This is a genomic window from Sphingomonas sp. PP-CE-1G-424 (genome assembly GCF_004341085.1).
Taxonomy (GTDB): domain Bacteria; phylum Pseudomonadota; class Alphaproteobacteria; order Sphingomonadales; family Sphingomonadaceae; genus Sphingomonas.
Genome location: NZ_SLXW01000001.1, coordinates 560,331 through 585,951, shown reverse-complemented (window position 1 = coordinate 585,951; position 25,621 = coordinate 560,331). Strand labels below are relative to the sequence as shown.

The following is a 25,621-nucleotide window of genomic DNA, read 5'->3' as shown; positions in this document are numbered from 1 at the left end:
TCGTTTCTGTGGGGAGAGTTGCAGCGAACGCGCGGTTACGCAACCTCACCGCCGCGGCTCCCCGCCACGACGCGTTCCGCGAGGCAATGCCAGCCTGACTTCACGGTTGGCGAAATCGATGTCGACGCGGCGAAACAACTGCAGCACATCCATCCCGAGCAGCATCGCGGGACGCTCGGACAATCCGAACTGCCGGAACGGCGGCGCATCGATCGCAGTGAATGCGACGGGCACGTCGCCGAGCGAAAGGCTGCCGATCGTGACGCGGTCGATCGTCGTGTAATCCGCGACAACCGTTTCGCCAGTGACGCCGGTCAGCGACACCGACTGCGACGGCCCAGCGCGGCCCAGTCCCTTGCGCGTTACCTTCCGGCGGAGCGCGCCATTGGCCATGCTCACGGACGTGCCGGTATCGAGGATCACGCGGATGCGGATGCCGTTGCAATAGGCGTCGGTGACGACGAGCTGTCCGAACAGGCTGCGCGCTTTGATCACGATTTCATCGGGACCTACGCGTTCGCGATTCTGGCGTTTGCGCGAGGGGGTGACGGTCATCGTCTTCGTGTCGAAGTCGATCTTCACCGCATGATCTTGCAATGTGTCGATCCCCAGCAGCCCGCGCGCGCCGAGATTGATCGCGCTGATCGCCGGGGCCTCGATCGCGGCGCTACCGATGACGCTCACCTTGAGCGAGGGGATCATGACGGTGCCGATGCTGTCCGAGCCGGTCATGCCGGTCACGCGGACGATGCGGCCTGGGGCAAGGCCGAGCGTGGCGGCGAGTTCGCGGGCGATGACGGTACGCTGCGCGCCGGTGTCGACGACGAAGGGGAAGGGGCCGGCGCCGGCGATCGTGACCGGGACCGTCATGCGGGTTTCGTCGTCGCCGAACAGGAGCGTGGCTGGGTCGGGCTCTGCTGCGGATGTTGCACCGGGCGTGGGTGCAGCATTTGGGCGTGGAGAGACTGCGTCCTGAGCGCTAGCTTGGGCGGCGATGACTAGCAGTAGCGGGGCTAGCCACTTGTGCATGCTGCAAATGCTGCGCCTGATATTGCGGGCACGCAATCGTTCGTTTGGGGAGGGGCTGAGCTATTCTGAAATCCTCCCCCGCAAGGGGGAGGTGGCGCCGTAGGCGACGGAGGGGGAGGAAGACGCGACAACGGTTTCCCTTCCCTCCCCCTCCGTCTGGCAAGTGCCAGCCACCTCCCCCTGGCGGGGGAGGATCGAGTAGCTCAATCAGGCCGCATCGCGTCGGCGATCATCGCTTCCGCCTCGATCAGCAGCGCATCGTCCGAACTGTTCGTCGAGATCTTCTCGCGCCCGATCAGCGTTAGCACCGGCACCGCGAGCGGCGTTACGCGCTCAAGATCGACATGCACCATCGTCGCCGCGGCGCGGTCGAGCAAAGATGCCAGCCGCCCGACATCGGTCATCCGCGCCCGCGCGTCCGCCCACGCCGCCTCCAGCAGCAAATGCGTCGGCTCGTACTTGCGCAGCACATCGTAGATCAGGTCGGTCGAGAACGTCACTTGTTTGCCGGTCTTGCGCTTGCCCGGATGCTGGCGCTCGACCAGCCCGCCGATCACCGCGACCTCGCGAAACGCACGCTTGAGCAGATGCGATTGCTGCACCCATTCGACGAACTCGTGCTCGAGGATATCCGCCGAGAACAGCGAAGCCGGATCGGTGATTTTCTCCAGCCCGTACACCGCCAGCGCGTAATCATTCGCAACGAAGCCGAGCGGTTTCAGCCCCTGCGTCTCCATCCGCCGCGTGATCAGCATGCCGAGCGACTGGTGCGCGTTCCACCCCTCGAAGCTGTACGCGACCATGTAATGCCGCCCCTCGCGCGGGAAGGTCTCGACCAGCAGCTGGCCGGGCTCGGGCATCACCGATCGATACGCCTGCATCTCCAGCCATTCGCGGACGTCGTCGGGAAAGCGCGCCCAGTCGCCCGCATGCGCGAGGAAGCCACGGACGCGGTCGGCGAGGTTGGTCGACAGCGGCATCCGGCTGCCACCATAGGTCGGGATCCGCGCAGGCTTCGAGGTCGCGCGCACCACCAGATCCTCAAGGTCGATCTTCATCACCTCGAGGCTGAGCCCTGCGAAGAAGAACGTGTCGCCGTGGCTCAACTGCGCGGCGAACGCCTCCTCGACGCGGCCGAGCACACGACCGTTGCCGAATCGCACGTTGAGCATCGTCGCCTCGACGATGATGCCTGCGTTCAGCCGGTGCTGGCCGATGAATTTGGGGTGGCTGACGCGCCACGTCCCGTCCGCATCCTTGGTCAACCGCTTGAACCGGTCATACGCCTTCAGCGAATAGCCGCCGTCGCTGATGAAATGCAGCACGCGCTCGAACGTCTCGGTCGGTAGCGCGGAATAGGGGAGGGCGGAGCGAATCTCGTCGAGCAACGCAGCTTCGTGGAACGGGGCCGCGCAGGCGCACGCCATCACGTGCTGCGCGAGCACATCGAGCGCACCGATGCGGAAGATATCCGCATCGAGCTCGCCCGCCTCCACCGCGTCGAGCGCCGCGCGCGCCTCGAGATATTCGAAACGGTTGCCGGGCACGACGATCGCTTGCGACGATTCGTCGAGCCGGTGATTGGCGCGCCCGATCCGCTGCAACAGCCGCGACGATCCCTTCGGCGCGCCCATCTGGATCACGCAATCGACATTGCCCCAGTCCACCCCCAGATCGAGGCTCGACGTCGCGACCAGCGCGCGCAGTTTCCCCTCGGCCATCGCGTTCTCGACCTTGCGCCGCGCCTCTTTCGCGAGGCTGCCGTGGTGGACGCCGATCGGGAGATTGCCGGAGTTCACCTTCCACAGATCCTGGAAAATCAGTTCCGCCAGACTGCGCGTGTTGCAGAACACGATCGAGGTCTCGTGCGCCTCGATCTCGGCCATCACCTGCGCGGCGGCATAGCGGCCCGAATGGCCGGACCAGGGCACGCGACCCTCGGGCAGCAGGATCGCGACGTTGGGATCCGCACCCGCCTCGCCGCGTACCATCGCGACCTGATCGATGTCGCCATCGGGGGCGAGCCACGCGCGATAGCCGTCGGCATCCGCGACCGTCGCCGACAGCGCGACGCGGCGCATCCCCGGCGAAATCTTCTGGAGCCGCGCCATGCACAGCGACAACAGGTCGCCGCGCTTGCCGGTCGCGAATGCGTGGACCTCGTCGACGACGATCGTGCGGAGGTTCTCGAACATCGTGATGCTGTCCGGGTAGCTTAGCAGCAGCGACAGCGATTCGGGCGTGGTCAGCAGGATCTGCGGCGGCTTGATCCGTTGCCGCGCCTTGCGGTCCGACGGCGTGTCGCCGGTGCGCGTCTCGACGCGGATATCGACACCCATCTCGTCGATCGGTGTCAGCAGGTTGCGCTGCACGTCGACCGCGAGCGCCTTCAGCGGCGATACGTAGAGCGTGTGGAGACCGGTCGTCGGCGCCTCGATCAGCTCGGCAAGCGTCGGCAGGAACCCGGCGAGCGTCTTGCCCGCGCCGGTCGCCGCGACCAGCAGGGCATGATGCCCGGCGCGGCCTTCCGCCAGCATTTCCAGCTGATGTCGCCGCGGCCGCCAACCCCTCGCGACAAACCAGTTTTCCAAGGGGGAGGGGAGGTCGCTCACGGCCTGTTCACGCATCAGCGTCATATGGGGGCGTCGCGCCGCACCGCTATGGACCGCGTGCGCAACGGCCGGCATTTCGGCCAAAGCTCTGTTGTGAAAGACGATCGGTGTCGCTTCTTCGTTATCTTCTGCCCCTGCCGTTGCTCGCACTTCTGCCGTTCGCCAATGCCACTGCCGCCGACAAGTCGTTCGTCGGCGGGGGCGGCATCGTCCGATTGTCCTACGCCTCCAGCCTGACGCCGACGCGCAATTTCGCCGGCCGCGCGCTGATGAACCGCGGCTGGCGCCAGATGTGGGACGGCGCGCCGGTCGGTCGCGGCGTCGGCATCGTCCGCTTCTGGGAGGTCGCCCGGCCGACCAATGGCCAGGGGCAAGTAACCGAGCTGATCCAGGTCGGCTTCAGCCGGAGTGCCGACGTGGTCGCGACGTGCGGCACCGCGGGACTGGTCTCGGGCAGTGCGAGGCGCCTGCCGAACCGGATGCTCGGCGGCCACCGCTGGACGGTCTATACCAACGGCGACGCCGGCATGAGCCAGCAGGTGAACGCGACCAACTTGCGCAGCGTCATCAACGGCGCCTGCTACGCGATCGACCGCGTCACGTACGCCGTGAAGGCGGCAGCGCCAGCCAGCCGCAACGCGCCGACCCAGGCGGTTGCGGCGGCGCGGATGGATGCGATCCTCGCGACGATCAAGGTCGGCGGACGGCGTTAAAGTCAGGACCTGCGATCCTCCCCCGCCAGGGGGAGGTGGCTGGCACTTGCCAGACGGAGGGGGAGGAAGGGGAAACCTCGGTTTCGTGTCCGCCCCCTCCGTCGCTTCGCGCCACCTCCCCCTGGCGGGGGAGGATTGGTGGGGTATCGCGTGGTCATTCTATTGACCGTCATTCCCGCGGAGGCGGGAACCCATACGGGCTGACCGAGCGGCAAAATCCGCAACGGCGAGGTTATGGATCCCCGCCTGCGCGGGGATGACGGTCTAGACGGGGCAGCGATGGAGAGCCCGTTCGGTAGCCGTACGCTACCAACGGCACCGCACCCCTACGTCACGCGTTACCCCCGCATGGCAAAACTCGGCGACTGGCTCGAACCGCATCCGCACGGCATCCTCGTCAAGCCGATCGACGCCTGGATCGACCCTTCGATTCCGACTGCGAAAGCCCTCGTCACGCACGGCCACGCCGATCACGCGCGCGGCGGTCACGAAGCCGTTTGGGCTACGCCGGAGACGCTCGCGATCATGGACGCGCGCTACGGGCCGCAAGCCGGCAACCCGGTCGCTTACGGCGAGACGATCCGGATGGGGGAAGTGGATATCGGGTTCGTTCCCGCCGGCCATGTCCTCGGCTCCGCGCAAATCGTGCTCGACTATCGCGGCGAGCGGATCGTCGTCTCGGGCGATTACAAGCGCCGCGCAGACCCGACCTGCACGCCGTTCGAACCCGTCAAATGCGACGTCTTCATCACCGAAGCCACCTTCGGCCTGCCGGTGTTCCGCCACCCCGACACCGGCGACGAGATCGACAAGCTGATCGCCGCGCTGCACGCCAACCCGGACCGCTGCGTCGTCGTCGGTGCCTACGCGCTCGGCAAGGCGCAGCGCGTGATCGCCGAACTGCGCGAGCGCGGCCACGAGGCACCGATCTACATCCACGGCGCGCTGCAACGCCTGTGCGACCTGTATGCGGAACACGGCGTGAGGCTAGGCGAACTGCTCCCCGTCGCGGATGCAAAGAAGGCGGATATGGCCGGGCATGTCGTGATGTGCCCGCCGGGGGCGCTCAACGATCGCTGGTCGCGGCGGCTGCCCGACCCGATCACCGCGATGGCGAGCGGCTGGATGCGCGTTCGGGGCCGTGCGCGACAGAAGAACGTCGAACTCCCGCTGATCCTCAGCGATCATGCCGACTGGGACGAACTCATCGCCACGCTGACCGAGATCGCGCCCCGCGAGGTCTGGGTCACGCACGGCCGCGAAGACGCGCTCGTCCACTGGTGCATGACCCGCCAGATCAAGGCGCGCGCGCTGGCGCTGGTCGGCTTCGAAGACGAGGACGATTGATGCGCGCGAGGGCGTAGAGATGATTCACGCGAAGGCGCGAAGGCGCCAAGAGAAGAAGGGTTTTGCGCGCAGAGGCGTAGAGGGGTGGCGTTCTGCTCTATCGCCTCGCGTCAGCGAGACTTGCATCCCTCTGGCTGATCGAAGTGTGAGGCCTGCTGGCGCGGGAAACCGTCGTCAGGTTCGCACCTGCTCCGCGTCTCTGCGCGAACCCGTTCTTCTCTTTGCGCCTTAGCGCCTTCGCGTGGATCACCCTCCTTCGAGCGCCCGCGCACGCCGGCGCTGCACCGAACTCCCGATCCCCAGCGCCTCGCGGTATTTCGCGACGGTCCGCCGCGCGATGTCGAAGCCTTTGGCGTTGAGCAGTTCGACCAGCGTGTCGTCCGACAGGATCTTCGCCCCCTCGGTGTCGATCAGCGCCTTGATCGCGGATTTCACCGCCTGTGCCGACACTGCCTCGCCGCCATCCGCGGACTGGATCGCGCTCGTGAAGAAGTATTTCAGTTCGTACAGTCCGCGCGCGCACGACACGTATTTGTTGCTCGTCACGCGGCTGACGGTCGATTCGTGCATCTCGATTGCGTCGGCCACTTGGCGTAGCGTCAGGGGCCGCAAGTGCGCGACGCCCTTCAGGAAGAACGCCTCCTGCTGCTTCACGATCTCGGTCGCGACCTTGATGATCGTCCGCTGGCGCTGATCGAGCGCCTTCACCAGCCAGTTCGCGCTCGCGAGGCAATCCGACAGCCACGCCTTCGACGCCTTGTCCTGCTGCCCGCCCGACAGTTCGGTATAGTAACTGCGGTTGACCAGCACGCGGGGCAGCGTGGAGGCGTTGATCTCGATCGCCCAGCCGGCCTTGGTGCGCGCCACGAACAGGTCCGGCGTCACCGACTGCGCCGGTTCGCCGCCGTAGCGACAGCCGGGCTTCGGGTCATAGCCGCGCAGTTCGCGGATCATGTCCGCCATGTCCTCGTCGTCGACGTCGCACATCCGCTTCAACCGCGTCAGTTCACCGCGCCCGAGCAGATCGAGGTTGTCGATCAACCGCGCCATGCACGGATCGTAGCGATCCGCTTCGCGTGCCTGCAAGGCGAGGCATTCGGCCAAGTCGCGCGCGCCGACGCCGGTCGGATCGAACGTCTGGATCGTCGCGAGCACGGCCTCGACGCGCACCAGCGGCACGCCGAGCCGGTTGGCGATGTCGAGCAGCGACACGGTGAGATAGCCCGCCTCATCGATCTGGTCGATCAGATGCGCGGCGATGAACGCATCCTCGCGGGGGATTGCGGGGCCGGCTTGCGCGAGCAGGTGATCCGCGAGGCTGAGGCTGGTATCGGCGAACGCGTCGAGATCGGGTCCGTCCTCGCCGCCCGCACCGCCCGCGCTCGCGCCGGTCATCGACAGCGCGCCGTCCATCCCGCTGCCGCCATCGGCAACGCTGTCTTGCTGGTGGCTTTCGGTGGCGTAGTCGACGTCGAGCGTTGGTTCGTCGCCCGCGCCGGTGCCCGTGACCAGTTCGTCGGCGGCGACGCGTTCGTCGCGGACTTCGGGTACGGGTTCGCGGTCGGGTGCGTCGCTGTCCTCGGCGGCGCCGGCTTCGAGCAGCGGGTTGCGCTCGACTTCCTCGGCGATGAACCCCTCGATCTCCAGGTTCGACAGCGCCAGCAGCTTGATCGCCTGCTGGAGCTGCGGGGTCATCACCAGCGACTGCGACTGGCGGATGTCCAGGCGAGGGGCGAGGCTCACTAAATCCTCCCCTGCAAGGGGAGCTGGCGGCGCGAAGCGTCGACGCAGGGGGCTCGCGTCAGACGCTGCGTTTGCGGAAAGCCCCCTCCACCAGCTTTGCTGGTCCCCCTCCCCGTGCCGGGGAGGAATGGATGCGCGAGCTTGTTCATAGCTCTAAAGCGAGAAGCCTTCGCCGAGATACAGGCGGCGCACATTGGCGTCGGCGACCAGTTCCGCAGGCGACCCCGAGAACAGCACGCGGCCGTCGTAGATGATGTATGCGCGGTCGACGATTTCCAGCGTCTCGCGGACGTTGTGGTCGGTGATCAGCACGCCGATGTCGCGCCGCTTCAGATCCTTCACTAGATCACGAATGTCGGCGATCGAGATCGGATCGATGCCCGCGAACGGCTCGTCGAGCAGCATGATCGACGGATCTGCCGCGAGCGCGCGGGCGATTTCCGCACGCCGCCGCTCACCGCCCGACAGCGCCATCGCCGGCGCCGCGCGGAGCCGGGTCAGCCCGAACTCTTCGAGCAGCGTGTCGAGTTTCCGCTGGCGCGCCGCCTTGTCCGGCTCGGACAGTTCGAGCACGGTCAGGATGTTCTTCTCGATCGTCAGCCCGCGAAAGATCGACGTCTCCTGCGGCAGATAGCCCAGGCCGAGGATCGCGCGCCGGTACATCGGCAGCTTCGTGATGTCCTCGCCATCGAGCATGATCCGGCCCGAATCGGGCTTCACCAGACCCATCACCGAATAGAAGCAGGTCGTCTTGCCCGCGCCGTTCGGCCCGAGCAGCCCGACGACCTCGCCGCGCCCGACCGACACCGACACGTCGGTCAGCACGACCCGCTTGTCGTAGGATTTGGCGATCGAGACGACCTGCAACCCGTTGCTGACGGGCGGCTCGGCGATCGGCTCTACGACCTCGATCGGGGGCAGCGTGGTGGCATCCATGGGATCAGGCCTCGCAAGAATAGATTGCCGAACGCTTTATGCAGTCGCGGTTTGGCAGGAAACATGCATGAGCGCGCCGCCGGAGGGAAGCCCCCGCGGCACGCCTGCGCGTCAGTTGCGCTTGGGAACCGAGAAGGTGCCGCTGACCCGGCCACCCGACTGCGTCACGGTGCCGCCACCGTTGGCCGCACCGCTGCTGCCGCCGACCGACGAGCCGTCGATCACCGCGCGTCCGGTATCGAGGTTCATCGTCAGCCGTCCGCCATTGACGACGTTGCCGCCTTGGTTGAGCGTCACCGCGCCGAGCATCGTGATCACGCGCTTGTTCAGATCGTAGATCGCGTACTGGCTCTTGGCTGTCTGGTCGGGACGCTTCACCGTCACGCCGCCCGACGCGTCGAGCCGCGATACCTGTGGGTTTCCGCCGATCACCTGGCCCGTATACGCCACCGTCATCCGCGCGGAGTTCAGCGTCATTTCCGCCTGCTTGACCGCGACGTTGCCGGACAGCACGGCGCGGTTCGCCTTGTCCTGCAATTCGATATGGTCCGCGCTGAAATTGATCGGCGCATTCGAATCGTGCGGCTGCTGCGCGACCGCCGTCGTCGAAAGCAGCAGGAGGGAGAGTCCGAAACCGGCTGCTCCGAGCAAGGATGATGTGGCGCGCATGGCGGCTATTTCGGCCCTCTGGGTACGATCCGCAAGCGGGCATTGCCATCGAGCGTCACGGTGCGCTCTTCCAGGTTCGCGCGCAGCTTGTTCGCGCTGAATGTCCCCTGCTGGACGGTACCGGTCGCAGCCCCCCCGCTTTCGAGCGTGCGTGCCTTCATGTCGATCGTCGCGTTGGTCGTCTTCAGGTCGTAGCCGCCGGCTGCGGTGGCGTTCAGCGGACCGAACAGCTGCACCTTTTCGGTGTCCATATCGTAGCGACCGGTGTTCGCCTTGATGTTGGCGGGGCCATCGGTCAGCTGGATCTGTGCGGCGAGCTGGTTGAGCTGGACGATCGGTTCGGCCGAACTCTTCTGGATCGCGGACTTGGCATCCAGCGTGAACGCCTGGCCCTTGGCATCCTCGCCGCGATATTGCGCCGACTGGATCTTCATCCGCTCCTGCGCGACGTCGACCTTGTTCTTGTCGAGCAGGAACGACACATCGCCCCCCGCGGTCAGCGGCGCCATGACCATCAAGGCCGCCAGCACGCCGATTGCGGTCGGCAGCGCGACGCGGGCGATCGCGACGAAGCGGTCATGGCTGCCACCGGGCGCGGCCCAGTCCTGCCGCGCGCTACGCACGCGGCGGGCGACGGGGGAGGGCGGCAGTCCCGTGGCGGAGGGCGCTTCCATCAAGCGTGCGCGAAAATGTCGATTTCGGGCCAGCCCGCGAGATCGAGCGCGGCGCGGGTCGGCAGGAAGTCGAAGCACGCCTGCGCCAGCTCCATCCGGCCTTCGCGAATCAGCCGCTTGTCGAGCTCGGTGCGCAACCGGTGCAGGAAGCGCACGTCGGACGCTGCATAATCCTTCTGCGCCTCCGACAGCTCAGGGCTGCCCCAATCGGACGATTGCTGCTGCTTCGAGATATCCTGGCCGAGCAGCTCGCGCACCAGTTCCTTCAGGCCGTGGCGATCGGTGTAGGTCCGTATCAACCGCGAGGCGATCTTGGTGCAATATACCGGTGCCGCGACGACGCCGAGATAATGCTGGACCGCGGCGATATCGAATCGCCCGAAATGATAGAGTTTCACCCGCGCCGGATCGGCCAGCAAGGCCTTCAGGTTGGGCGCATCATAGCCGGCACCCGCGGCAAACCGGACGAGATGCTCGTCGGGCCCGCCATCGGAAAGCTGGACCAGGCACAACCGGTCGCGAGGCGTGATCAGCCCCATCGTCTCGGTATCGACGGCGATCGCGGCACCGGCCGCGAACAGATCGGCGGGGATATCGCCTTCGTGGAGATGAACTGTCATGCCGTGGCCGTAGCGGTCCGCGACTGAACGCTCAATGGCCCAGTCGCAGGCAGCGATGTCGAATCGGGCGATAACATGGCCCGCGTGCCATGCGTGCGACGAGTCGTGGCTTACAAGCGACACTTGCGTCAGTATCGATCCAGATCGCGCACCTAAAGATCAGAATCTATTCGCGACGGCTTGTATTTTGCGCTACGGGTGTCCTCAAGGCGCAAAAGGTTTCGCGCTGGAAAACCTGCGTTCGTCGTCCGGCACAAGGGTTTTGAGAAATTTGCGGGCGAACCGGGAAGACGAACAGAGCTTATGGGTTTCGATAAAGGTGGCCGCGGGAACCGTGGCGGGCGTGGCCGCGACAAGCGCGACAGCTTCGGCGGCGGCGATAACGAGTTCGGCGGCGGCAGCAGCTTCGGCGGCGGTGGCGATCGGTTCGGCGGCGGCGGCGGCAGCAGCTATGGCGGCGGCGGTGGCTCGAGCTACGGTGGCGGCGGTGGCAGCAGCTACGGCGGCGGCAGCAGCTTCGGTGGCGGCAGCGGCGGCGGCGGCGGTGGTTACCGCGGCGGCGGCGGCGGCGGTGGCGGCGGCTTCTCGGGCGGTGGCGGCGGCGGCGGTGGTCGCGGCATGCCTCCCCAGGTGGTCGGCGAAGGCACCGGCGTCGTAAAGTTCTTCAACGCGCAGAAGGGCTTCGGCTTCGTCGTTCGCGATGACGGCGGCGAGGACGTGTTCGTCCACATCAGCGCCGTCGAGCAGGCCGGCATGGTCGCTCTCGCCGAGGGTCAGCCGCTCGGCTTCACGCTCGTCGACCGCGGTGGCCGTATCTCGGCGACCGACCTGAAGATCGACGGCGAGCCGATGGCCGTCACCGATCGCGGCCCGCCGCGTGACCGTGATGCCGGCCCGGGCGCGCCCCGTGGTGGCGATCGCGATCGTGACGGTGGTGCAGGTGGCGCACAGCGTCAGCTCACCGGCGAGAAGGCGACCGGTACCGTCAAGTTCTTCAACGCGATGAAGGGCTTCGGCTTCATCCAGCGCGACGACGGACAGCCTGACGCATTCGTGCATATCTCGGCCGTCGAGCGCGCTGGCATGGCGACGCTGAACGAGGGCGACAAGCTCGAGTTCGAGCTCGAAGTCGATCGTCGCGGCAAGTACGCTGCGGTGAACCTGAGCGCAGGCGGCTGATCCAGCTGACTGACTCAGAACGCTGATCGTACCGTGTTCGGTAGGATAATGATTGCGGCCGGTCTTGCTTTGGCGGGATCGGCCGTTCTTGTTTCGTCATCTTTGGTGTCGTCCGCGGCGCCGGCGCCGGCGCCGGCTCAGGGGCAGGCGGCAACTACGCCCGAAACGCACGTGCCGGTGCTATCGGCGACGATCGTAGCGCGCTACCCGCACGATCGCACGGCGTTCACCGAAGGGCTGCTCTGGCACGACGGCGCGCTCTACGAGAGTACCGGGCAGGAGCGGCAATCCGACGTCCGCCGCGTCTCGCTCGCGGATGGCAAGATCCTCGCCAAGGCACGAATCGACCCTGCGCAGTTCGGCGAAGGCCTCGCGCTGTGGAAGGACCAGCTCGTCAGCCTGACGTGGCACGACGGCATCGCGCATCGCTGGGACGTCCGCACGCTCAAGCCCAAGGGGCAGAACCGCTACACCGGCGAAGGCTGGGGCCTGACGAGCGACGGCGTCTCGCTGCTCCAGTCCGACGGCAGCCCCGCCATCATTGTCCGCGATCCGCTGACGCTGGCCGAGCGCCGCCGCGTGGCGGTGACGATCGATGGCCGCCCATTACGCGACATCAACGAACTTGAATATGTCCACGGCGCGCTGCTCGCCAACGTCTGGCACACCGGCTTCCTGGTCCGCATCGATCCCGCGTCTGGCAAGGTGACCGCGGTGATCGACCTCCGTCCGCTGGTCGCCGAGATCGCTGCGACCGACCGCGAGGCGGTGCTCAACGGGATCGCCTGGGACGCCAAGGCCGACCGGCTGTTCGTAACGGGTAAATACTGGCCGACGCTCTTCGAAATAAAGATCGCCGCAGCACCGCGTTAAGCCGCGGCCGCGCCTTCTACAGTTGTGCTCCCGCTAAGGCGGGAGCCAGTCTGGACTCCCGCCTTCGCGGGAGAACATGGAGGGCGGCCGACCGCCTTCTGAACGCCGTTCCCAACCGCTGTCATTCGAGTTCTGTCATCCTGACGAAAGTCAGGATCCAGAGCCACGAGAGCTATCCGGTTTTACCCTAGATCCTGACTTTCGTCAGGATGACGAAAGCGTGCCTCTTTGGAGAGGATCGCTTCGTAGATGGCGAATTCTAGAACCCCCGTTCAGCCCCCGGCGCGACCGCACGGATTGCCGCCAGCACATGCTGCAGCAACCCATCCGCATCGTGATGGATATTATGCCCCCCCGGCATCCCGACTTTCCGCGCGTTCGCGGTCGTCAGCAGCGCACACAGGCTGTCCGTCTCCTCAAGCCCGTAGATGCAGGTCACCGGCGCCCAGGTCAGCCGATTGCCGGTCGTCGCCCCCATGCTGTCGGGCGTACCGTGATCGTAAAGCAGGCTGGACGGATCGGCGCGATAGAACACCGTGTCCCCTGGCAGGATCAGCACGATCGCGGCAACGCGCGGACGCAGGTCCTTCGGCAGGTTGGCCAGCCCGGTCTGGACGATGTCCGCGCCGTACGATTGCCCCATCACCACGACCCGTTTCGCCCCCGTCCGCGCCAGCGCCGTCCGCACGCCGTCCGCGATGATCGCATCGAGCTCCTGTCGCGTCCGATGATGCGCGAACAGCGCCGGCGTCGTGATCCCGACCACCGGGATCCCGTGTTCGGTCAGCCCGCGCGAGGTCGACGCGCCGAGCAGGAACCGAAGCCCCATATCACCCGAGAAGTTCACCACCGCGATCGGCGGCGGTCCCGACGCATGCACGCCGATCGCCGGATACACGTGTACGGGATCACGGTCGAAATAGCCGGCAAGATACACGAACAGCACGACGATCGCGGAGATGATCCCGAACACCCACGCGCCGCGACGGACCCGTCGTCTGGTTTTCCTGCGCGTAACGTCCATGCGGATCTCCCAAATGCTCATGGCGAGCCCAGACCGCGGCGATAGCGCCGAAATTCGATCCGGCAACTAGGCGATGACGGTGCGGAGTCAGCCGATCACGTGATCATCCGCTTGAGCGTCTCGATCCGGTCCGCCTCCGCCGCGGGCTTGTCGGTCCGGATTCGCGCGATCCGCGGAAAGCGCATCGCCACGCCCGATTTATGCCGCTTCGAATCATGCAGCGAATCGAACGCGATCTCCAGCACCAGTGTCTTTTCCACCTCGCGCACCGGACCGAACCGGTTCTGCGTATGGTTGCGGACGAAGCTGTCGAGCATCTTCAGCTCTTCGTCGGTGATCCCGGAATACGCCTTGCCGACGGGAAGCAGCTCGCCCTCTTCGGTCCAGCACCCGAAGGTGTAATCCGAATAATAGGACGATCGCCGTCCGGAGCCACGCTGCGCGTACATCATCACGCAGTCGGCGGTCAGCGGATCGCGCTTCCACTTGTACCAGAGCCCCGCACGCCGCCCGCCGACATAGGGCGAATCCCGACGCTTGAGCATGACGCCCTCGATCGCCGCGTCGCGCGAGGTCGCACGGATCGCCTCCAGCGCCGTGAAGTCGTCCGCCTCGATCACCGCACTCAGGTCGAACCGCTCCGGGTCGAGCTGCGGCACGAACGCCTCCAGCCGCGCGCGTCGTGCCGTCCACGGCAGCGTCCGCAAATCCTCCTCGCCGTCGATCAAAAGGTCGTAGAGCCGGACGAACGCAGGATAGTCCGCCAGCATCTTCGCCGACACTGTCTTGCGCCCAAGCCTCTGCTGGAGCGCGTTGAAGCTCGCCGCGCCGCCGCCATCCTCGAGCGTACCACCCTGATGCTCACCCTTCACCAGCAGTTCGCCGTCGACCGTCCCCGGCGTGCGAAACGCCGCGGCGATCTCGGGGAAGCTGGCCGTCACGTCGTCGCCGGTGCGGCTGTAGAGTCGCGTCTCACCCGCGACATGGACGATCTGCACGCGGATGCCATCCCACTTCCACTCGGCGGCATAATCGGCGAGATCGACGCGCAGGTCTTCGAGTCCGTGCGCGAGCATGAACGGCCGAAATACGGGGACGTCCGCGGGCGTCGGCTGCTCTCCGGTGCCCTCCGCCCAGGCGAACAGGCTCGGATACGGCGCATCGAGCCCGTGCCAGACCTCCTCGACCGCATCGACGTCGAGCCCGAACGCATCGGCCAGCGCGGTCTTCGCCAGACGCGCGGAGACGCCGATCCGCAATGCGCCGGTCGCCATCTTAAGCAGCGCGAACCGCTCCTCCGCATCCGACCGGTCGAGCATATCGGCCAGCGCACCAGGCGCATCGGCACGCGACAACGCCGCCAGCCGCTCGACGACATCGGTGATCGACAACGGCGTCGGATCGACCGGAACCGTCGGCTCGGGCCAGAGCAGCGCGACCGTCTCCGCGGTGTCACCGACATAATCGCGGCTCATCCGGAACAGCACCGGGTCGACTCGCTCCTCGATCAGCCCGCGGACCACCGCCGACTTCACGCCCTTGAGATCGAGATCGCCGGTCAGCGCCGCCATCGCCCAGCCCCGATCCGGGTCGGGCGTCGCACGCAGATAATCCGCGATCAGCTTCAGCTTGGCGTTACGCGACCGGGTATAGGTAAGCGAATCGAGCAGGGCGGCGAAAGCGTGCATCGTCGTTCAACGCGCTTGCCGCCCTAACGGATGCAGATACGGAACGACCGCCGCCGGATGCGCCCGACGACGGTCGTGATGTGCTCTCCAGAATACCGCGTCAGTCAATCGCGTTCTTGATCCCCTTGCCGGCGAGCAGCCCGAGCACGAGGAAGACCACGAACAACGCGATGGCGATGAAGAACAGGATCTTGGCGATACCGATGAACGCACCGCCGATGCCGCCGAAGCCGAGCAACGCCAGCACGAGGCCGATGACGAGAAAAGTAACCGCGAGTTTCAGCATGTCGGCCTCCGCAAAGTGAGTTGGACTCGGTCAACCGGCCGGCCGGTAGTTGGTTCCAGTATCGTAACGAGCCCCGTCGAGGCGCCAGTCTAGACCAGGCGCAGAGCGCCGAGCGCGAGGACGACGCCGGTAACCAGAAACAGTACGCCGACCGCGATGCGCAGCGTCTTCAGCGGCAATTTGTGCCATGCCGTCTCGCCCATCATCGCGGCGGGAACGATCACCACGAGCGAGCCGAGAGTCACGCCGATCGCGGCAAACGCCGGAACCGGAGAGCGTGCCGCGAGCGCAAGCGCGATGAACTGGATGCCGTCCCCGAACGTGAGGATGAACAGCCCCAGGAACGCGGTCGCGACCGCGCCGATCTTCCACCGGTCGAGCCGTTCGGGAACTTTGGCCGGGAAAAACGCGCCGCCGCCCTGGAGCAGCAAGGCGAGCGCGAGCATCAGTTGCTGAGCGTTAGGCGTGAGCCTCGGGGCGATGACCGCGCCCAGCGCCGCCGCCACACTGCTCGCGAGGAGGATCGCCAGCGCCGCCATGGCGATGACGAGGCCCGTTCGGCGCAGGCGGTCCGCCAGGATCGCGGCCAGCCAGGCGGTCCGATCGCCGATCTGCGCGAGGGCTGCGGCTACCAATGCCGCCATCAATGCATCCATGCGCTATCCGGCCAGTCGGACCGAGCACGCCGCGGCAAAGGCGTGACAGGCCTGAACGTCCTGCCGTTCGCAGCCGACCGCATCGCGCAGGATGCCGAGCCAGCCATGCACCAGCGCGCCATGCTCGCCGCGGGACAGCGCCGAATCGACGAAATGCGCGACAGTGACCGCGGGGTTGAGACCGTTGCTATGCGCGATCACGCGAATCGCATCGACTTCGGCGGCGATGTCGCAGGGGCGGGCGTAAGGTGCGCGGACGTCGATCGCCGCGATCCGCGCGGCGAGATCGGCCTTTACGGCGATCATATCGTCGATTCGCGCTGCCACGTGTCCCGTTGCGTTTCGTACTGCCTGCCCCATGATCCCGCTCCTTTTCTCTGCATGGACGTTGCGCCCAGGCGGGTAAAGGCGCAGTTAAGTGCGTCGTCGGGCGTCGTTCTGTGCGGCAAAGCTTGACTTCGCGTCGTGCGTCCGCCATGCGCCCAGCCTAATCGAGCGGCGGCATGAGTTCGCCGCTTTCGCATTTTCAAGCCATAGGAATTTGGGCTCATGGCCAAGCCGACCACCGTCAAGATCAAGCTGCTCAGCACCGCTGACACCGGCTTCTTCTACGTCACCAAGAAGAATCCCCGTACCAAGACGGAGAAGCTCTCCTTCTCGAAGTACGATCCCGTCGTGCGCAAGCATGTCGAGTTCAAGGAAGCCAAGATCAAGTAATCCGGTCGGCGGTGCAAACCGCCGTCCGATTGCGACGATTCGAAAAGCCGCGGGGCAGCCCCCGCGGCTTTTGGCGTTTGTGAATCGCCCTCCCGTTCGTCCTGAGTAGCCATCGAGTAGTCGCCGTAGGCGGCGTATCGAGACGGCGTATCGAAGGACAGGTTGGCGCGCGGAACCCATGCTTCGATACGAGCCCTCGATACGCTTCTGACGAAGCTACTCGGTCTCTACTCGGCACGAACGAACGATTGGACCGCCGGGCTGTTTCAGACCAGCGTCCTCACCGCATCCATGAACCGCGCCAGACTGATCGGCTTGGACACGTACGCATCCGCGCCCGCAGCCCGGATCCGCTCCTCGTCCTCACGCCCGGCATAGGCCGTCACCGCCATCACCGGGATCGCCTTCAACGCCTCGTCCGCCTTCAGTTCGAGGATGATCTCGTAGCCGGTGACGTGCGGCATCTGGATGTCCATGATGATCAGGTCGGGCACGAAGTCGCGAGCGCGCGCAACGGCTTCGCGGCCGTCGCGCACGGGTTCGACGGCGAACTGATGCGCGCGCAACAGGTCGCAGAATAGTTTGAGGTTGAGTTCGTTGTCCTCGACAACGAGCACCTTCTTTGCCACCGATCCACCTTATCCGGAAAGAAGGCACGATAGGCAATGCGCGACCGCGATTCAAACGAAGACGCCGAAGCGCTCGCCCTGCGCGCTTTGGTATGGACATTAGGCGAACCCGATCGCGCGATGCGGTTGCTGTCGGTGACAGGCCTCGACCCGAGCGACCTGCGTGCACGAGCAAGCGACCCGGCGGTACTGTCGGCGGCGCTTGGCTTTCTCGAAAACCATGAGCCGGACCTGATCGCCTGCGCCGAATCGCTGGGCGTGAAGCCAGAGGCGCTCGTCCGCGCACACGCCAGGCTGGACCAGGGAGATTTCGAAGCATGAGGCCGCTGCTGATCAGCGATTGCGACGAAGTGCTGCTGCACATGGTCAAGCATTTCGGCGTCTGGCTCGACGAGCGCCACGACATCGACTTCCAGATCCAGCACGGCGATTTCTCGACCGCGATGACCCGCCGTGACGGCGGTCCGCCGCCGTCACGCGAGGATATGTGGGCGATGCTCGGCGAGTTCTTCCCCGCCGAGATGCATCGCCAGACGCTGGTGCCGCACGCGGTCGACGCGCTGGAGCGGCTGGCGCAGGTGGCGGACATCGTCATCCTGACCAACCTCCAGGACGAATGCCGCCAGCCGCGGATCGAGCAGCTGGCCAAGTTCGGCATCGCGCACCGGGTCGAGTGCAATCAGGGCGGCAAGGGTACGCCGGTCTCGCGGCTGGTCGAGGAATATGGCTCGCCGGTCACGGTGTTCGTGGATGACCTCGCCGTGCATCACGAGTCGGTCGCCAGGCACGCGCCGGGGGTGCACCGGTTGCACATGGTCTCCGAGCCAGCGCTGGCGGTGACCGTACCGAAGGCGCCCGAGGCTCACGCTCGGATCGACGACTGGCGCGAGGCCGCGGACTGGATTGCCGCGCGGTTCGAGGCGGGTTTGCCGGCGGACGCCTGATCCCCTCGATCCTCCCCCGCCAGGGGGAGGTGGCGCCGCAGGCGACGGAGGGGGAGGCACACGCAACACGGGTTTCCCTTACCTCCCCCTCCGTCTGGCGAGGGCCAGCCACCTCCCCCTGGCGGGGGAGGATTGCTCGAACGGCGGTTCGTACCAAGGCCCACTTGACCCATCCCCCACCGCTGTGGTGATACCTCACCCATGACCGATCGTATCGACCGCAAGCTCGAAGAGCTGGGCCTCACCCTCCCACAGGCTGCCGCGCCCGTCGCCGCCTATGTCCCGACCGTGCTGGCGAACGGCATGCTCCACATCTCGGGCCAGCTACCGTTCAAGGACGGCGTCCTGGTCAAGGGCCGCGTCGGAGACGATGTCTCGCTCGAAGACGCGCAGGAGGCCGCCAAGCTCTGCGGCCTGATGCTCGTCGCGCAGATGAAGGCTGCCCTCGGCACGCTCGGCCGCGTCGAGCGGATCGTGAAACTCGGCGTGTTCGTCAACTCGACCGTCGACTTCACCGATCAGGCCAAGGTCGCCAACGGTGCGTCCGAACTCATGGTCGCGCTGTTCGGCGATAGCGGCAAGCACGCGCGCTCGGCAGTCGGCGTCGCCGTCCTCCCGCTCGGCGCGGCGGTCGAGATCGACGCGATCGTCCAGGTTTCCGCCTGACCGTCTTGGAGGCGCGCCCTCGCGTCTCTACCTAAGGCGGCAATGAACGCCGTCACAGCCCGCATCGCCCAAGGCGTCACCTCCATCGCGGCCGACGATTGGCAGGCGTGCTCCGGCACCGCCAACCCGTTCGTCGGCCACGCCTTCCTCTCCGCGCTCGAAGCGTCGAAAAGCGTCGGCGGCCGCTCGGGCTGGCAGGCGTTACCGGTGGTGGTCGACGGCCCCGACGGCAAGCCCGCCGCGATCGCCCCCGCCTATGCCAAGAGCCACAGCCAGGGCGAATACGTCTTCGACCAGGGCTGGGCCGACGCGTGGGAGCGGGCAGGGGGGCAATATTACCCCAAGCTCCAGATCGCCGCACCGTTCAGCCCGGTGCCGGGCCCGCGCCTGCTGCTCCGCGACCGCGACCAAGCCCCCGCGCTGATCGCCGCGCTGGAAGCTGTGACCGACCAGAGCGGGCTATCCTCCGCGCACGCCACCTTCATCGACCCAGACGAGGTGCCGCTGTTCGAGGCGGCAGGCTGGCTGATCCGCCAGGGCACGCAGTTCCACTGGAAGAACGAGGGGTACGCCAGCTTCGACGACTTCCTCGCCGTGCTCGCCAGTCGTAAGCGCAAGGCGATCCGCAAGGAGCGCGCCGCGGCCGTCGAGGGCCTCACGATCCGCCACCTCGTCGGCGCCGAAATCACGCCCCAGCATTGGGACGCGTTCTGGGTATTCTACCAGGACACCGGCAGCCGCAAATGGGGCCAGCCGTATCTCACGCGCGCGTTCTTCGACCAGATCGGCAAGACGATGGGCGACCGCGTGCTGCTCATCCTCGCCGAGCGCGACGGCGTACCGATCGCCGGTGCACTCAACCTGATTGGCGATGACACGCTCTACGGCCGATACTGGGGCGCCACCGAGGAGGTGCCGTTCCTCCATTTCGAACTCTGCTATTACCAGGCGATCGACGCCGCCATCGCGCGCGGCCTGAAGACGGTCGAGGCCGGCGCGCAAGGGGAACACAAGCTCGCGCGTGGCTATGCGCCGGTCGCGACCTATTCCGCGCACTACATTCCCGACCCGAGCTTCCGCCGCGCGATCGCCGACTATCTCGTCCGCGAGTGCGAGGCCGTCGCCGAGCAGCAGGAGTATCTCGGCGAGCTTACTCCGTTCCGGCGGGGCGAGCAGCAGCAGCCCGGTTGACGCGGTAGAGCAGGCTGGTGCCGTCACGCCGGATCAGCGTCAGGTCGCGCACCAGCTTCGAATCGAACTTCGGCGGGTGGATCAGCCACACGTAATCGAATGCATCGCGCGGGAATTTTTCCAGCGCCACCCCGATCGGCCGCCAGAACTGGCCACGGCACTTGATGTCGCTGACGATCTCCGACGGATCATGCGCGAAGCCCTTCGCCGCCGGATATTGCGTCGTCATCAACTGCGCGCCGGCCATCGACCACTGGTCGTTGGTGAACGCCAGCCGCCGCTCGAGCAGCAGCGCGGGCACATGCTCGAGCCGCGAATACGCCCAATCGTCGCGACACCGTCGCCCCACGAACGACACGACGCGCGAGCGCTCGGGCACCGTATCGATCGCCGCGATCGCCTGGTCGTAGCTCCGATCGTACATCAGGTAGCTGACCGTCGTCCCTGCCAGCCGCACGCCAAAGAATGCAAAGCCCAGCGCTGCGAGCACCGCCGCCCCGCGCAGCGACAGCCCGTGCCGCGGCCGCAGCGCGATCACCGCGATCCCGAGCATGAACGGCGCGAGCCGCATGTCGGCATAGGCCGAGCCGAACACGATCCGCGGCAACAGGATATACACGATCGCGAGGAACAGAGCCGACAGGCTCAGGTTGCGCGAATATTCGATCGTCTGGTCGCGCACGCCGCGGAACAGGATCACGAACAGCACGGTGACCGACGCGATGTCGAACGTCATCCAGCGATCGCGCAGGACCATCGTGATCCAGTTCATCTTCCAGCGCCAGTTGAACCAGTCCTGCGTCTTGCCGCCGACATGATCGCCCGACCGCCAGACCACCATCATCACCATCGGCAGCGCGAGCGGCAGGCAGTTCAGCCCCGCCTGAATGCACGCCTTGAACCAGCCATGCGCCCAGCTCTTGGGATCGCTGTCACGGCGGATGTCGTGCTGGCGGATCAGCTCGGCGGAAAAGGCGAGCACGCCCAGCACGCCCCAGCCGAACGTATGGCACAGCCACAACAGGCACGAGATCGGGATGAATATGGCGGTGCGCAGCCGGGTGCGCTTGAGCCGCCCCATCCGCAGCCACAGCGCGAACAGGTTCAGCGCCAGCGCCATCGCCAGCGCGAAATTCACGAATCCGAACTGGAAGGGGTAGCTGTAGGCGAGCGGGAGAGCGAACAACGCGGTCGCGGGGATTCGGCCATGCACCTCGCGCGCGATCCACAGCAGGCCCGTCACGGTCAGCGCGGGGATCGCCATGACGATCAGCTTCACCGCCAGCTGTAACCCGAAGATCGGCGCGAGCGGCTCGATCAGCAGGTCGATACCGAGGTTGCCGATCATCTGCCAGCGGAAGTTATACCATTGCGAAAGCCAGGGATTATCGCCGATCGCCAGCTGGACGCGGTAGCGCCCCATATGCCCGGGCAGGTCGACCAGTGGCGGGATCTCCGGCCACAGCAACGGTATGATCGACGCCAGCGCAACCGCGACGACGAAGCCACGCGTCTGCCACCACTTCAGCCGCCCCGTCATGCCGTCGTCCACTCGTTCCCCGCTACCGCAACGTCGTTACCGAATGCGATAGAGGCGGAGCCTCGCCCCGCGCAAGGGAAGACGTTCGAAGCCCGCCGGGGCATGACCGGATTGCAGCATCGTTGCGAGACTGTTTGGATAGCTGTGGGTCACGTCGATCTCGGAGAAATCGCCGGGGCAAAAGGCGACATAGGTAACGTTCCACTCACGGGCGATCGCCGCGCTGCGGCCGGGACGGCTGAGGAAATAGCGATACATCGCCATGTTGCCGCGGTTGTTGCGATGGTAGCCGGCGCCGACGGTCGACAGATGCGTCGCGCCGATCAGATAGGACGCCATATTCGTCGGCGCCATTACGACGCCCGGCGGGTAGCGATCGACCTGCGCCCAGGCATCGCCGGTATTGCAGAGGATCTGCGGCGTCATCGGCGGCGGGATCCGTACGCCGGGAGCAAGGATACGGAGCGCCAGATTGGGGGCTTCGGAATAGGCGATGCCCGACGATACCAGCCATGCACCGATCAGCGCGGGCGCAGCCCACGTCGTTCGCCGCCGCGCCACGAGGATCAGGCCGGCCAGTACCGGGACGACCGTCGGCGCACCGATATAGGTTCCCCGCGCCTGCGACAGCGAGACGAGCGCCGAGATGCCGATCACGCCGACCAGCGGCATCGTCACCGCCCAGCGCGTCGGTGCACGCGCGACCATCCAGACCGACGCGATGCACCCGGCGAGCAGCAGTCCACCGATCGACAGCGTGCGCGCCAACGGTTGCGCGAAGATGCTGTTCGCTTCGTCGATGTGCGGCAGAAAGGCCGCGCGCAGGAAGGGATCGACCATCCCATACGGCCCGGTCAGGCATCCCGGATAGGCGGCCAGCGTGCCACCCAGCGCAAGCGCACCGAGCACGCCGCTCGCGATGATGCGCGATCGCCATGTGCGCAGCCACGGTGTCGCCACGGCCAAGGCTCCAAGCGCTGCGGCGACAGCGAGCGTGCCCGTGGCGGACGCGGGCGTGAAGGCATCGCACAGCGCGGATGACCAATAACTGGGCCGCATCGCCACCAGGAAGACGCCGGTCGTCGCGGCCAGGGCTGCCGCGAACGCGGCTAACCGCAACCGTTCGCGGTCACCGGAGACGACCCAGAATATCGCCAGCGTAGCGACCAGCGCGGCGACTTGCGGCGCAGTTTCCAGCCCGATGACCAGGCTGGCCGCAACGGCGATCCCAGTGATGATGCCGCTGACGATCGTCGGTCGGCGCATCATCATGAGGATGGCAATTTCGATGATGACGATCTGCAGCGCGTGGTGGTCGATCCGCCCCGGGAGGAACAGCGTGATGCCGGGATAGGCGATGCCCGCCAGAATGGCCGCGACGACGGCTGCCTCGTCTCCCCATAGCCGACGGGCGATCCGCACCGACAGGACGATGTTGCAGGCGAACAGCAGCGCCGGATACAGCAGCACCGCGGTCAGCTCGGCGCCGTGACGGCCGATCAGCGGCGTCGCCGCGAGGATGATCCCCGCGATCCCGAAATCGTTCAGTCGCGACCAGTGCATCGGTGCGCCGAGCGGGGGCGCCATGCGATATTGCGTCCAGTCGTCGAAGGCTTGGCCGTTGAGCCAGTCGCGCACCTGCGCCAGCCGCATCATGTCGTCGGCATCGGGCAGGATCAATTGCCCGACGCGGTGCCAGTCGGTGATCGCCCAGCAGGTCGACAGCAATGTCGCCAGAACCACCGCGACGATAATGTCGAAGCGGATCGTGCGTCCGCGGCGGGCATCGGGGGCAGGTACGTCGTCGAATGGCGGCGGGTTTGGCATGCGGTCATCCTGAGGCGAACCTCGTCGGCTTAGCGGCGAATAGTTAACCCTCTTTTTAGCGTTGCCTCCGTATGCCTTCGGGCAAGGGAGGATCATCCATGCCGACAGTGCTGGCCTATCAATCGCCGATCGTCGAACGCGATACGTCGGGCACCGAAGCGGAGGATGCGCTCGAACTGTCGATCGTCATGCCCTGCCTCAACGAAGCGGAGACGCTGGCGCTGTGCATCCGCAAGGCGCAGGAATTCCTGCGGACCAGCGGGATCGCCGGCGAGGTGGTGATCGCCGACAACGGATCGACCGACGGCTCGCGCCAGATCGCCAATGCGATGGGCGCACGCCTCGTCGGTGTCGACGCGAAGGGCTACGGGGCTGCGCTGCTGGGCGGGATCGCCGCCGCTCGCGGCCGATACGTGATCATGGGCGATGCCGACGACAGCTACGATTTTCTCGCGCTGATGCCGTTCGTCACCGCGCTGCGCAACGGCGGCGAACTGGTGATGGGCAACCGGTTCCAGGGCGGCATCGCACCCGGTGCGATGCCGCCGCTGCATCGGTATCTGGGCAATCCGGTCCTCAGCTTTCTCGGGCGACGCCTGTTCAACGCGCGGATCGGCGACTTCCATTGTGGCCTGCGCGGTTTTCGCCGCGATGCGGTCCTCGGTCTTGGACTGCGATCGTCGGGGATGGAGTTCGCCAGCGAGATGGTCGTCAAGGCGGTCATGCACCGGCTCGACGTCCGCCAGGTGTCGACGACACTGTCGCAGGACGGACGTAGCCGCCCGCCGCATTTGCGGACGTGGCGCGATGGCTGGCGGCATCTGCGCTTTCTGTTGACCTACGCTCCCCGGTTCCTGTTCGTTTATCCCGGCTTGCTCGCGGCGGCTGGCGGCACGGCGGGCGTCGCGGTGCTCGCGACCGGCGGTGTCGAACTCGGCGGTATCGAACTCAGCGCGACGACGATGCTGTTCGCGGCGATGGCGATGCTGCTGGGTAGTCAGTTGATCGGCTTCGGCATCCTCGCACGACTGTACGGCGTCGCCAGCGCCTTGTGGCCCACCAGCATGCGGGTCGAGCAATTTCGCCGCCACTTCAGCGTCGAACGCGGCTGCATCGTCGGCGGACTGCTCCTGCTGCTCGGTATGGCGGGGAGTGCAGGTCTGCTCGCACAATGGGGGCGGGCGGGATTCGGGCCGATGGAGCCGGTCCATCTCATGCGTCTGGCGATCCCCACGATGGTGGCGAGCGTCATCGGGTTGCAGACAATGTTCACCAGCTTCCTGATCGGATTGATCGATACCCGATCCGATCGCTGACGGCGCGACAGACATGAAAAGGGGAGGATACGATCACCGTATCCTCCCCTTTTTCATGCCAGATGATTTTTCGATGCCAGACGGTGCGCTTCGGTTCAGCGCGAGAGCACCGTGACGAAGTGCAGCCCGCGATCGAACAGCCACGAGAACGGACGGGGATAGAGCGACAAGCGCGTGGCGAACCGGCTGCTGCCGAGGTCCAGCGTCCGCCAGATGTTCGTCCATTCTTTGCGCGACAGATAATTATACGGCAACCGCACGCCGTGGGCTGCGTTGCCGACCCAATCCATGAATCGCAATGTGGTGTTCGCCGCGATCCCGTCGCGCAAGTGATCCTTGATGATCACCATCGGCGCGATACGCGCGATCTCGGCGAGCACGGCTTCGGGATCGTCGGTATGATGCAGCACGTCGACCACGATCGCCGCGTCGAACGCGTTGTCGCCGAACGGGATATGCGCGCCGTCAAAGGCGTGAACCGGGATCGCAGTATCGGGGCGGACCAGCACGTCGATGCCCTCGATCACGACGTCAGGGCGCTTTTGCATGATCAGCACGGCCAGATCGCCGCTCCCGCATCCGACGTCGAGCACCCGTGCGCCGTCCGGCAGCCGTTCCGCGATCACGGCCGCCAGGCGCCGCACCCGGCGCCCGAACACCAGTTTATCATGAACTGCAGCCAGCACGTCGCATCTCCCCAATCAGAAATGCGAGCCTGCCCTCAAGTCGATGACATTTGGTT

Annotated in this window: 26 protein-coding genes; 10 read left to right on the top strand and 16 right to left on the bottom strand. The window is 66.2% G+C overall.

The features are described 5' to 3' along the window. Positions 1-45 precede the first annotated feature (45 nt). Both C8J43_RS02670 and C8J43_RS02665 read right to left on the bottom strand, forming a co-directional pair. Positions 46-870, bottom strand: a complete 825-nt coding sequence (locus C8J43_RS02670; RefSeq protein WP_243645376.1) for an aspartyl protease family protein — start codon at positions 868-870, stop codon at positions 46-48. Between the two features lie 362 nt (positions 871-1,232). After that, positions 1,233-3,656 (bottom strand): ligase-associated DNA damage response DEXH box helicase, encoded by a 2,424-nt coding sequence (locus C8J43_RS02665; protein ID WP_133029612.1) that lies wholly within the window; start codon positions 3,654-3,656, stop codon positions 1,233-1,235. A gap of 92 nt (positions 3,657-3,748) precedes the next feature. Here C8J43_RS02665 and C8J43_RS02660 point away from each other — a divergent pair, with 92 nt between their 5' ends. Continuing rightward, positions 3,749-4,354: a hypothetical protein gene (locus tag C8J43_RS02660; protein WP_133029611.1), complete on the top strand. Its 606-nt coding sequence runs from the start codon at positions 3,749-3,751 to the stop codon at positions 4,352-4,354. A gap of 348 nt (positions 4,355-4,702) precedes the next feature. Continuing rightward, positions 4,703-5,701, top strand: a complete 999-nt coding sequence (locus tag C8J43_RS02655; RefSeq protein WP_133029610.1) for a ligase-associated DNA damage response exonuclease — start codon at positions 4,703-4,705, stop codon at positions 5,699-5,701. A 246-nt stretch (positions 5,702-5,947) separates the two neighbouring features. Here the strand turns inward: C8J43_RS02655 and rpoN are convergent, their stop codons facing one another. From rpoN to C8J43_RS02630, 5 genes are all read right to left on the bottom strand, one after another. After that, a complete protein-coding gene (rpoN, locus tag C8J43_RS02650; RefSeq protein ID WP_133029609.1) occupies positions 5,948-7,444 on the bottom strand; it encodes an RNA polymerase factor sigma-54 in 1,497 nt (498 codons plus the stop codon). A 153-nt stretch (positions 7,445-7,597) separates the two neighbouring features. After that, the gene (gene lptB, locus C8J43_RS02645; protein ID WP_056054439.1) at positions 7,598-8,380 is read right to left on the bottom strand and encodes an LPS export ABC transporter ATP-binding protein; all 783 of its coding nucleotides are present in this window, start codon (positions 8,378-8,380) and stop codon (positions 7,598-7,600) included. A 111-nt stretch (positions 8,381-8,491) separates the two neighbouring features. Then, positions 8,492-9,049, bottom strand: coding sequence for an LptA/OstA family protein (locus C8J43_RS02640; RefSeq protein ID WP_133029608.1), 558 nt, complete (start codon positions 9,047-9,049; stop codon positions 8,492-8,494). Between the two features lie 5 nt (positions 9,050-9,054). Beyond that, positions 9,055-9,723 carry an LPS export ABC transporter periplasmic protein LptC gene (gene lptC / locus C8J43_RS02635; RefSeq protein WP_121885680.1) on the bottom strand — a complete coding sequence of 223 codons (669 nt, stop codon included), beginning with the start codon at positions 9,721-9,723 and terminating at the stop codon, positions 9,055-9,057. Beyond that, entirely contained in the window at positions 9,723-10,343 is a 621-nt protein-coding gene (locus tag C8J43_RS02630) for a ribonuclease D (protein ID WP_056054449.1), read from the bottom strand. Before C8J43_RS02630 ends, lptC begins: the two co-directional genes overlap by 1 nt. A gap of 303 nt (positions 10,344-10,646) precedes the next feature. On the opposite strand from C8J43_RS02630, the gene C8J43_RS22515 reads away from it, so the two are divergent. Beyond that, on the top strand, positions 10,647-11,522 hold the full coding sequence (locus tag C8J43_RS22515) for a cold-shock protein (protein ID WP_133029607.1): 876 nt from the start codon (positions 10,647-10,649) through the stop codon (positions 11,520-11,522). Positions 11,523-11,570: 48 nt separating this feature from the next. Next, positions 11,571-12,395 carry a glutaminyl-peptide cyclotransferase gene (locus C8J43_RS02620; RefSeq protein WP_133029606.1) on the top strand — a complete coding sequence of 275 codons (825 nt, stop codon included), beginning with the start codon at positions 11,571-11,573 and terminating at the stop codon, positions 12,393-12,395. A 259-nt stretch (positions 12,396-12,654) separates the two neighbouring features. On the opposite strand, the gene C8J43_RS02615 is transcribed toward C8J43_RS02620, so the two are convergent. The 5 genes from C8J43_RS02615 to C8J43_RS02595 all read right to left on the bottom strand — a co-directional run bounded on the left by C8J43_RS02615 (position 12,655) and on the right by C8J43_RS02595 (position 16,355). After that, the gene (locus C8J43_RS02615) at positions 12,655-13,419 is read right to left on the bottom strand and encodes an AcvB/VirJ family lysyl-phosphatidylglycerol hydrolase (RefSeq protein WP_133029605.1); all 765 of its coding nucleotides are present in this window, start codon (positions 13,417-13,419) and stop codon (positions 12,655-12,657) included. Between the two features lie 95 nt (positions 13,420-13,514). Next, complete coding sequence (locus C8J43_RS02610) at positions 13,515-15,107, bottom strand: cisplatin damage response ATP-dependent DNA ligase (protein ID WP_133029604.1); 1,593 nt, start codon at positions 15,105-15,107, stop codon at positions 13,515-13,517. Positions 15,108-15,207: 100 nt separating this feature from the next. Further along, positions 15,208-15,393, bottom strand: a complete 186-nt coding sequence (locus C8J43_RS02605; protein ID WP_133029603.1) for a DUF1328 family protein — start codon at positions 15,391-15,393, stop codon at positions 15,208-15,210. An 89-nt stretch (positions 15,394-15,482) separates the two neighbouring features. Further along, positions 15,483-16,037, bottom strand: a complete 555-nt coding sequence (locus C8J43_RS02600; protein WP_243645373.1) for a TMEM165/GDT1 family protein — start codon at positions 16,035-16,037, stop codon at positions 15,483-15,485. 15 nt (positions 16,038-16,052) lie between these two features. Next, positions 16,053-16,355: a hypothetical protein gene (locus C8J43_RS02595; RefSeq protein WP_231420561.1), complete on the bottom strand. Its 303-nt coding sequence runs from the start codon at positions 16,353-16,355 to the stop codon at positions 16,053-16,055. 243 nt (positions 16,356-16,598) lie between these two features. Between C8J43_RS02595 and rpmG the strand changes: the two genes are divergently transcribed. Then, positions 16,599-16,766 carry a 50S ribosomal protein L33 gene (gene rpmG / locus C8J43_RS02590; protein ID WP_055881863.1) on the top strand — a complete coding sequence of 56 codons (168 nt, stop codon included), beginning with the start codon at positions 16,599-16,601 and terminating at the stop codon, positions 16,764-16,766. 266 nt (positions 16,767-17,032) lie between these two features. On the opposite strand, the gene C8J43_RS02585 is transcribed toward rpmG, so the two are convergent. After that, a complete protein-coding gene (locus C8J43_RS02585) occupies positions 17,033-17,395 on the bottom strand; it encodes a response regulator (protein ID WP_133029601.1) in 363 nt (120 codons plus the stop codon). Between the two features lie 36 nt (positions 17,396-17,431). On the opposite strand from C8J43_RS02585, the gene C8J43_RS02580 reads away from it, so the two are divergent. The 4 genes from C8J43_RS02580 (at position 17,432) to C8J43_RS02565 (ending at position 20,196) form a co-directional block, all read left to right on the top strand. Beyond that, complete coding sequence (locus C8J43_RS02580; RefSeq protein ID WP_056063571.1) at positions 17,432-17,716, top strand: DUF3572 domain-containing protein; 285 nt, start codon at positions 17,432-17,434, stop codon at positions 17,714-17,716. Further along, positions 17,713-18,339, top strand: coding sequence for an HAD family hydrolase (locus C8J43_RS02575; protein ID WP_133029600.1), 627 nt, complete (start codon positions 17,713-17,715; stop codon positions 18,337-18,339). Before C8J43_RS02580 ends, C8J43_RS02575 begins: the two co-directional genes overlap by 4 nt. Positions 18,340-18,540: 201 nt before the next feature. Continuing rightward, on the top strand, positions 18,541-19,005 hold the full coding sequence (locus C8J43_RS02570) for a RidA family protein (RefSeq protein WP_133029599.1): 465 nt from the start codon (positions 18,541-18,543) through the stop codon (positions 19,003-19,005). A gap of 42 nt (positions 19,006-19,047) precedes the next feature. Next, complete coding sequence (locus C8J43_RS02565) at positions 19,048-20,196, top strand: GNAT family N-acetyltransferase (protein ID WP_133029598.1); 1,149 nt, start codon at positions 19,048-19,050, stop codon at positions 20,194-20,196. On the opposite strand, the gene C8J43_RS02560 is transcribed toward C8J43_RS02565, so the two are convergent. Together C8J43_RS02560 and C8J43_RS02555 are read right to left on the bottom strand one after the other, a co-directional pair. After that, positions 20,156-21,736: a hypothetical protein gene (locus tag C8J43_RS02560; RefSeq protein ID WP_207893312.1), complete on the bottom strand. Its 1,581-nt coding sequence runs from the start codon at positions 21,734-21,736 to the stop codon at positions 20,156-20,158. The genes C8J43_RS02565 and C8J43_RS02560 overlap by 41 nt on opposite strands. A 36-nt stretch (positions 21,737-21,772) precedes the next feature. Beyond that, entirely contained in the window at positions 21,773-23,563 is a 1,791-nt protein-coding gene (locus tag C8J43_RS02555; protein ID WP_133029597.1) for a hypothetical protein, read from the bottom strand. A gap of 98 nt (positions 23,564-23,661) precedes the next feature. On the opposite strand from C8J43_RS02555, the gene C8J43_RS02550 reads away from it, so the two are divergent. Next, complete coding sequence (locus tag C8J43_RS02550; protein ID WP_133029596.1) at positions 23,662-24,879, top strand: glycosyltransferase family 2 protein; 1,218 nt, start codon at positions 23,662-23,664, stop codon at positions 24,877-24,879. A 95-nt stretch (positions 24,880-24,974) separates the two neighbouring features. On the opposite strand, the gene C8J43_RS02545 is transcribed toward C8J43_RS02550, so the two are convergent. Beyond that, positions 24,975-25,565, bottom strand: coding sequence for a class I SAM-dependent methyltransferase (locus C8J43_RS02545; RefSeq protein WP_056054492.1), 591 nt, complete (start codon positions 25,563-25,565; stop codon positions 24,975-24,977). Positions 25,566-25,621 lie beyond the last annotated feature (56 nt).

What these genes read in the sequence shown, in the direction of transcription:
- C8J43_RS02615 (WP_133029605.1), bottom strand. Translation starts at nt 13,419, where the DNA reads ATGGACGTTACGCGCAGGAAAACCAGACGACGGGTCCGTCGCGGCGCG.
- C8J43_RS02555 (WP_133029597.1), bottom strand. Translation starts at nt 23,563, where the DNA reads ATGCCAAACCCGCCGCCATTCGACGACGTACCTGCCCCCGATGCCCGC.
- C8J43_RS02655 (WP_133029610.1), top strand. Translation starts at nt 4,703, where the DNA reads ATGGCAAAACTCGGCGACTGGCTCGAACCGCATCCGCACGGCATCCTC.
- C8J43_RS02630 (WP_056054449.1), bottom strand. Translation starts at nt 10,343, where the DNA reads ATGACAGTTCATCTCCACGAAGGCGATATCCCCGCCGATCTGTTCGCG.
- C8J43_RS22515 (WP_133029607.1), top strand. Translation starts at nt 10,647, where the DNA reads ATGGGTTTCGATAAAGGTGGCCGCGGGAACCGTGGCGGGCGTGGCCGC.
- lptC (WP_121885680.1), bottom strand. Translation starts at nt 9,723, where the DNA reads ATGGAAGCGCCCTCCGCCACGGGACTGCCGCCCTCCCCCGTCGCCCGC.
- C8J43_RS02560 (WP_207893312.1), bottom strand. Translation starts at nt 21,736, where the DNA reads ATGACGGGGCGGCTGAAGTGGTGGCAGACGCGTGGCTTCGTCGTCGCG.
- C8J43_RS02580 (WP_056063571.1), top strand. Translation starts at nt 17,432, where the DNA reads ATGCGCGACCGCGATTCAAACGAAGACGCCGAAGCGCTCGCCCTGCGC.
- C8J43_RS02620 (WP_133029606.1), top strand. Translation starts at nt 11,571, where the DNA reads ATGATTGCGGCCGGTCTTGCTTTGGCGGGATCGGCCGTTCTTGTTTCG.
- C8J43_RS02565 (WP_133029598.1), top strand. Translation starts at nt 19,048, where the DNA reads ATGAACGCCGTCACAGCCCGCATCGCCCAAGGCGTCACCTCCATCGCG.
- C8J43_RS02550 (WP_133029596.1), top strand. Translation starts at nt 23,662, where the DNA reads ATGCCGACAGTGCTGGCCTATCAATCGCCGATCGTCGAACGCGATACG.
- rpmG (WP_055881863.1), top strand. Translation starts at nt 16,599, where the DNA reads ATGGCCAAGCCGACCACCGTCAAGATCAAGCTGCTCAGCACCGCTGAC.
- C8J43_RS02570 (WP_133029599.1), top strand. Translation starts at nt 18,541, where the DNA reads ATGACCGATCGTATCGACCGCAAGCTCGAAGAGCTGGGCCTCACCCTC.
- C8J43_RS02670 (WP_243645376.1), bottom strand. Translation starts at nt 870, where the DNA reads ATGACGGTCCCGGTCACGATCGCCGGCGCCGGCCCCTTCCCCTTCGTC.
- C8J43_RS02605 (WP_133029603.1), bottom strand. Translation starts at nt 15,393, where the DNA reads ATGCTGAAACTCGCGGTTACTTTTCTCGTCATCGGCCTCGTGCTGGCG.
- C8J43_RS02640 (WP_133029608.1), bottom strand. Translation starts at nt 9,049, where the DNA reads ATGCGCGCCACATCATCCTTGCTCGGAGCAGCCGGTTTCGGACTCTCC.
- C8J43_RS02600 (WP_243645373.1), bottom strand. Translation starts at nt 16,037, where the DNA reads ATGGCGGCATTGGTAGCCGCAGCCCTCGCGCAGATCGGCGATCGGACC.
- C8J43_RS02665 (WP_133029612.1), bottom strand. Translation starts at nt 3,656, where the DNA reads ATGCGTGAACAGGCCGTGAGCGACCTCCCCTCCCCCTTGGAAAACTGG.
- C8J43_RS02595 (WP_231420561.1), bottom strand. Translation starts at nt 16,355, where the DNA reads ATGATCGCCGTAAAGGCCGATCTCGCCGCGCGGATCGCGGCGATCGAC.
- lptB (WP_056054439.1), bottom strand. Translation starts at nt 8,380, where the DNA reads ATGGATGCCACCACGCTGCCCCCGATCGAGGTCGTAGAGCCGATCGCC.
- C8J43_RS02610 (WP_133029604.1), bottom strand. Translation starts at nt 15,107, where the DNA reads ATGCACGCTTTCGCCGCCCTGCTCGATTCGCTTACCTATACCCGGTCG.
- C8J43_RS02575 (WP_133029600.1), top strand. Translation starts at nt 17,713, where the DNA reads ATGAGGCCGCTGCTGATCAGCGATTGCGACGAAGTGCTGCTGCACATG.